Origin of the sequence: Streptomyces roseoverticillatus, assembly GCF_000719265.1 — a bacterium.
Lineage (GTDB): Bacteria > Actinomycetota > Actinomycetes > Streptomycetales > Streptomycetaceae > Streptomyces > Streptomyces roseoverticillatus.
This window is the reverse complement of record NZ_JOFL01000054.1, coordinates 1-5,205: the sequence shown is the minus strand read 5'-3', so window position 1 is coordinate 5,205 and position 5,205 is coordinate 1. Positions and strand designations below refer to the sequence as shown.

Sequence of the window (5,205 nt, the reverse complement as noted above, 5' to 3'; positions counted from 1 at the left end):
CCGCTTCTCTGGGGCTGCGTCCTGTTGCCCTGACAGCCAGTTAGGCATCGGTGCAGCTCAACGCCGGTGTGGAAGAGCGTAGTCAGTGCAACAGCTGTGGGTCTATCCCCGGTCAGGGTGATCTGGGGGCGAAGCGGTGTCAGGCGCTGCGATTCGACGATGTACCGATTGGCTTTCCATGACTTCGGCGAGCCGTGCATCGACTGACGATTTTCTCGGGCTGAGGCATGGCATCCCCGGCTCCGGCGAGGCGTGAGGATCTCCTGTGAATTCCTGGTGATTTACCTCGGAATAGTGAGCGATCCTAGGTATTCCCTTGACAAAGACTTTCGATCAAGCGTGACTTCGGGGTGTGCCGGAGGTAGGGTGAACGTGTCGAGCATACGTGAAGGCGATGGAGGCTATCTCTCATCCCGAGCAAGCCCCGGCCTGATGGAACTCCCGAGTTGTCCCAGTGACGACACGGAAAGCCCATCCAGGTCGGGGCATTTTTGTATCTCCTCACACAGGAAGGAGGTGGACACCTTGGGCCTTATGCTGGGCTTCCTGCGGTGGCTACTCGGTCACCCCGCTCGCTGGGGTGCGCTCATAGCAGTTCTCGCGGTGGTGATAGTCGGCATCATCATCGCCGGACCGGAGCTCATCCTGATCATCCAAGCGATCAGAGAAGAGGCGTGACCAGGTGCTGATGCGCCCTCGGGGGGCCAATGGGTGCGGACGACTGTCCTCGTTCGCACTCGCTCGGCTTAGCCCTTTGCCGGGTAGCCGAAACAGATGCCAGCGTAACCTAGCCGACTAGAGAATGTGAAGCGCAAGAGGGATTGATCTTCCCGGCTTGCGCAATTCTCTCGATGGCGATCTTCGGGCCCTTGCTGTCACAGGCGAGAGCGCGGGTCCGGAATGGACTGCTATCTCGGTGGGGCCGATTTCTGATTGATGAGAATCGTTAGTTCGCGGTTCATAGAGCGAGCCGCTTCCAGCTCTTCGTTGCGCTGCCCAAGCTGGCCCTGGAGATCGGTGACGTGCTGCTCCAGCGTCGTGATTCGTCGCTGAAGCTGGTCAATATCAGCTGCCGCCCCGAGGCCGGACTCTTTCCACGCTGTTTGGCCCAGCTCATCGGAGAGGCGCTTTTCGAGTTGACGGACTCTGCTCTCAAGGCGTCGATTTCGGTCCAGAGCGTTGGCCAGGTCGGCTTGCAGGGAAGCCCGGCTGACTGCTGCGACGCGGCCCTCCTCTAGCGGCGCGGTGGCGGCGGCGTGGGCACGTTCGAGCAGGTCCCGGTGGCGATAGAGGAATGTGCGGTCCACTTTCGCCGCGCGGGCGAGGCCGGAGACGGTGATGTCCTGGCCGCCTCGCAGCAGGGTGTCGAGGGCTTTGAGGACGCGTTCGCGGCGGCGGGCCGAGTCGGCCCGCCGCCCGTCGATCATGGAGTTGGTCATGTGGTCCTGCTGGGGCGGAGGTCGGGGCTGGGCTGGGGGACGCGGGGCATGCCCAGGGAGACGGTGCGGCCGCGGCGGACCAGGGTGACCGCTTCCTGGATCTGGGCCCGGTCCTCGTCGGTGAGCTCGTCGAGGTCAGCGCGGACGCGCTGGACCAGGCGCCGGACGCGGGCGATTTCCTCGTCTGAGGGCATGGCCTCGGCCTTGGCCCAGGTATCGGCGTCGACGAAGGCGGCAAGGCGTTCGCGGTTTTTGAGCAGGTCGGCGAGGTATGCCTCTAGGTCGGGAAGGTAGGAGATGTCCGTGCGGAAGTGGCCGCAGCCGACACAGCGGAAGCGGACGGGGCAGTCTCCTCCGCCGGCAGCGACGTTCGATGGCTCGGTGCAGACGCCGTAAGGGACCTGGACTGAACCGACTGCCCGGCGGACATGCTCGGAGTCCAGCAGGGTCTTCGCTTGCCGCCAGACACGGCTGCCGTGCCGGTCGAACTGCATGGCCGTGACGCGCTCGACCGCCTCGCGTCGGCGCTTCTCCCCGACCCGGTAGTACTGCTGCGTGGTCGATGCCTGGTTGTGGTCCATGAGCGATTGCAGGACGTCGACGGGGACGCCGGCATCGGCATGCCGCTGGGCGTAGGTATGCCGGTAGGCGTAGGGGAAGATCTTCTCCTTGTCGAATGGCAGCATCCTGGTGACGCGCTCGCCGTCCTCCTCCACCACCGTGGGGAGGAAGAAGTTGGGCAAGGAGTTGACCCAGACCCGATGCTGGGTGGAGAGCCACTGCGATGTCATCGCCTTCGTGCCGTAGGGGTTGGCCACCAGAGCGGCGAAGAGCTTGAGCTTGGCGGGCGGTGCGTCCGGGAAGCGCGCGCGGACGCGGCCCTGCTGCTTGATGATCAATGCGGCGGTCGCGCCGGCGATGGGCAGGCGGCGCGCGTTGCGAAGCGACTTGAAGTTGTCATAGACCAGCACGGGGCTGCCGTCCTCGTCCCGGTCGAGGCACTCCAGCGGCAGTTTGCAGATCTCATCGGGCCGCCGTCCGGTGTCGATGATCAGTTCGACCCCGGTGCGGATGTCGGGGGTCGAGATCTCCTCAAGGGAGTCGAGGTTGTCGCAGAGCTGCCGCATGACCTCCGGCGGCAGGTCGCGACCGGCCTCGGAGTCCTCGGGATCGTCGGGGATGTCCTCTTCTCGTAGCGCGAAGTCGTCCGGCAGTCCGTGCAGAGTCTGGCCCGGCTGGGTCAGGCCCAAGGTCCGCATCCGAACCAGCAACCGGCGGGCGTCCCGGGCGATCGAGACATGGGTGTGGATCGAGAGCTCACCCTGTTCGTCGAGGAACCACAGCCGGTTCAGGAAGGCGATCACATCGTCGCGGCCGAGCAGCCGCAGGTCGTCCCCGTGATCGGGGCGGTTGAGCCGGAGGCTCTCGGAGAGACGGACGAGGGAGTTGATGCGGCTTTGGACAACACGGCGGCGGTTCTTGCCCCGGCGCCGAGGGATGTCATCGATGGCCCATGCCTGAGTCGCTTCCCGTAGCCACCTCTGGGTGATCTTCTCGAAGGAGAGCCTGCCGCTTAGGCCGAAGGCAGTGGCGTCCCAGACGTCTTTGTGGCGCTCGGTCTCTGGGGACAGGCCGAAACGGCCGATGTGCTTGATGAAGTTCTTGACCAGCGTTTTGTCGTGCCTGTTCAGGCCGCCAACCGTGAGTTCGTCCAGCGCAGTCACCTGCTGGGCGCGAGCGGCATTCGCCACTGAACGCAGCACGTAGTCCTTGTGCCGAAGACCTTCAGCGACCCGTTGCTGAAGGCCGTAGAGAATCTCGGCGACCACCCGGTCCGGCAGGCCCCGCAGGCTGACACGACCGCTCTCCGAAACAGCCCTGGTGGTCCGCCGCCACTGGTCCTCGTCGCCGAAGGTGCCTTTGCGCTGGTCAATGCGTCGCCGCTGGGCGTGAGCCTGGCAGTAGCCGTTGAGGTAGTCGCGCTGCCGGTCGCAGGCGGCGACCAAACAGGGGCCAAAGGTTGGCAGTGGCCGCACTTCGGGGAGGGCGAGGTAGTCCTCCAGCGGCAGCTTGTGGATCTTGCGCTGTTGATAGAGGTGAGTCGCGCAAAGGGGCGAGGGCCTGTTCTTCCCCGCCCGCTCGCACTGGGGAACCCGGCATGGGATGACGCCAGTGGCCCTCCAATACCGCTTGGCGGTGACCACGAACTCCTCAAGGGGCAGATCACTAGCCTTCCAGCGCCTTGTGCAGCCCGAGCACAGGCCCTTCTGGGAGGGGTAGTAGATCATCTTGTCGCAGCCGTTCACCAGGCACTCAGAGTCACTGAACTGCGGGTGGGAACGAGGAAAGACCAGGAAGCGGACCTCGGCGTCCCAGCCGAGCAGTTGCAGGAAGTCGGGCTGGACGGCGGCCATGAGGGCCGTGACGGCCGCGTCTTCCTCAGCTGGCTGCGGTGTGGCGATAGCCAGGCTCACTGGACGTCACCGCCCAGGGGCAGACGCGGGGAGGGAACACGTTCAACCGCCTCGCGGAGCCGGGAGGGCTTCGGGTGCAGATAGGGCTGCGGCGAGGCCGGGTTCTTCTGCCCGAGCAGGGCCTGGACCTCGTCCCACTTGCCGCCGGCGTCGACGACGTTGCTGGCCATCGCGTGCCGACACATCCGCGGCCCGACCCGTCGGCCCAGGCCCGCCCGTCGGGACAACGACTCACACAGTTCCCCGATCGCTTCGGTCGTCATGGGCGAGCCGAACGGCGGGCGGAAGAGATTCACCAGCACGAAGTCGCTGCCGCCAGCCCCCAGGACCTCGTGACGCTCCAGCGCGTACTGGTCGAAAGCCTGCACCACCAGGAAGTCCACCGGCATGACCCACGACTTCTTCGACTTCGACCAGGCGCCGTTGATGTTCTGCCGCCGGATGACGTGCAGGTGGGCCCCCTCGACGTCGCAGCCCAAAGAGCGGGAGTCCATCAGCATGTGAGCGTCGCAGCGGTGCAGCCCCGCGGTCTGCCCCGGACGCAGGCCCACCCGCGAGAGCAGCAGCATGACCAGCCGGTCCCTCGCCGAACGGCAGGCCAGGAACATCGCCACGACTTCCTCATCACTGGCGCGGTCGATCGCTGTCTCCGGCTCTTGCAGCCGGTGGCGGGCCCGGAGCCGGTAGCGCATCCCACCGCTCTCGCCCCTCGCCGCCATCGGCAGGTCGCGGTCATCGCCCAGTTCGTAGATCTGCTCGATCACCCAGGCCGGCGCCACCTTGTTCACCACCGCGTAGACCAGGAACATCCGCACGGCCGTGAGCACCTTATTGATCCGCGTGTCTCCACGGACCGGCTTAGCCCCCGGCCCCGGCACCACCACCTGCTGCTGACCGCCGTTGCCCGGCGTCCACCGCAGCCAGAGCATGAACAGTCCCATGTCCCGGGCTGCGGTCCGCCAGTCCCGCCCCGTGCGGTCGCACCAGCGAAGGAACAAGGACAGGCCCTCGGCGTACGCCTTCGTTGTCGATTCGGCTCGGCCGCGGGCCAGCCGGACTTCTCTCAAGAAGCGGTCGGCATCAGCAACCACTTCGAGCTCGTCGTTCACGACGGTCCAGTACTTGGTGCCTGACGGCATATGGATGGGGAATGTGCGCACTTGTACCTCTACGTCATAGACCGGTCACTACGATCCACCGCAGAGCTACACCCCCAAAGAACCCCTTTAACACCACCAGATGGGGGATATGGGTACTACGTCAGACAGCAACTGCCGAAACCCCAGAGAACG

The 5,205-nt window shown here is 65.4% G+C and carries 4 protein-coding genes; 1 reads left to right on the top strand and 3 read right to left on the bottom strand.

Annotated elements, in window-relative coordinates; genetic code table 11:
- Positions 1–534: 534 nt before the first annotated feature.
- Positions 535–678 (top strand): hypothetical protein, encoded by a 144-nt coding sequence (locus IF61_RS36145; protein WP_157848741.1) that lies wholly within the window; start codon positions 535–537, stop codon positions 676–678.
- A gap of 230 nt (positions 679–908) precedes the next feature.
- Here the strand turns inward: IF61_RS36145 and IF61_RS33050 are convergent, their stop codons facing one another.
- The 3 genes from IF61_RS33050 to IF61_RS0131670 are packed head-to-tail and all read right to left on the bottom strand — an operon-like array spanning position 909 to position 5,022.
- Positions 909–1,439 carry a DUF6262 family protein gene (locus IF61_RS33050; protein WP_030370001.1) on the bottom strand — a complete coding sequence of 177 codons (531 nt, stop codon included), beginning with the start codon at positions 1,437–1,439 and terminating at the stop codon, positions 909–911.
- On the bottom strand, positions 1,436–3,913 hold the full coding sequence (locus tag IF61_RS36720) for a tyrosine-type recombinase/integrase (RefSeq protein ID WP_211264965.1): 2,478 nt from the start codon (positions 3,911–3,913) through the stop codon (positions 1,436–1,438). Before IF61_RS36720 ends, IF61_RS33050 begins: the two co-directional genes overlap by 4 nt.
- Entirely contained in the window at positions 3,910–5,022 is a 1,113-nt protein-coding gene (locus tag IF61_RS0131670; RefSeq protein ID WP_245684697.1) for a tyrosine-type recombinase/integrase, read from the bottom strand. Before IF61_RS0131670 ends, IF61_RS36720 begins: the two co-directional genes overlap by 4 nt.
- Between the last annotated feature and the right edge of the window lie 183 nt (positions 5,023–5,205).

Bases quoted from the DNA above. Each gene is read 5' to 3' on its own strand.
- IF61_RS36145 (WP_157848741.1), top strand. From the start codon at position 535: ATGCTGGGCTTCCTGCGGTGGCTACTCGGTCACCCCGCTCGCTGGGGT.
- IF61_RS33050 (WP_030370001.1), bottom strand. From the start codon at position 1,439: ATGACCAACTCCATGATCGACGGGCGGCGGGCCGACTCGGCCCGCCGC.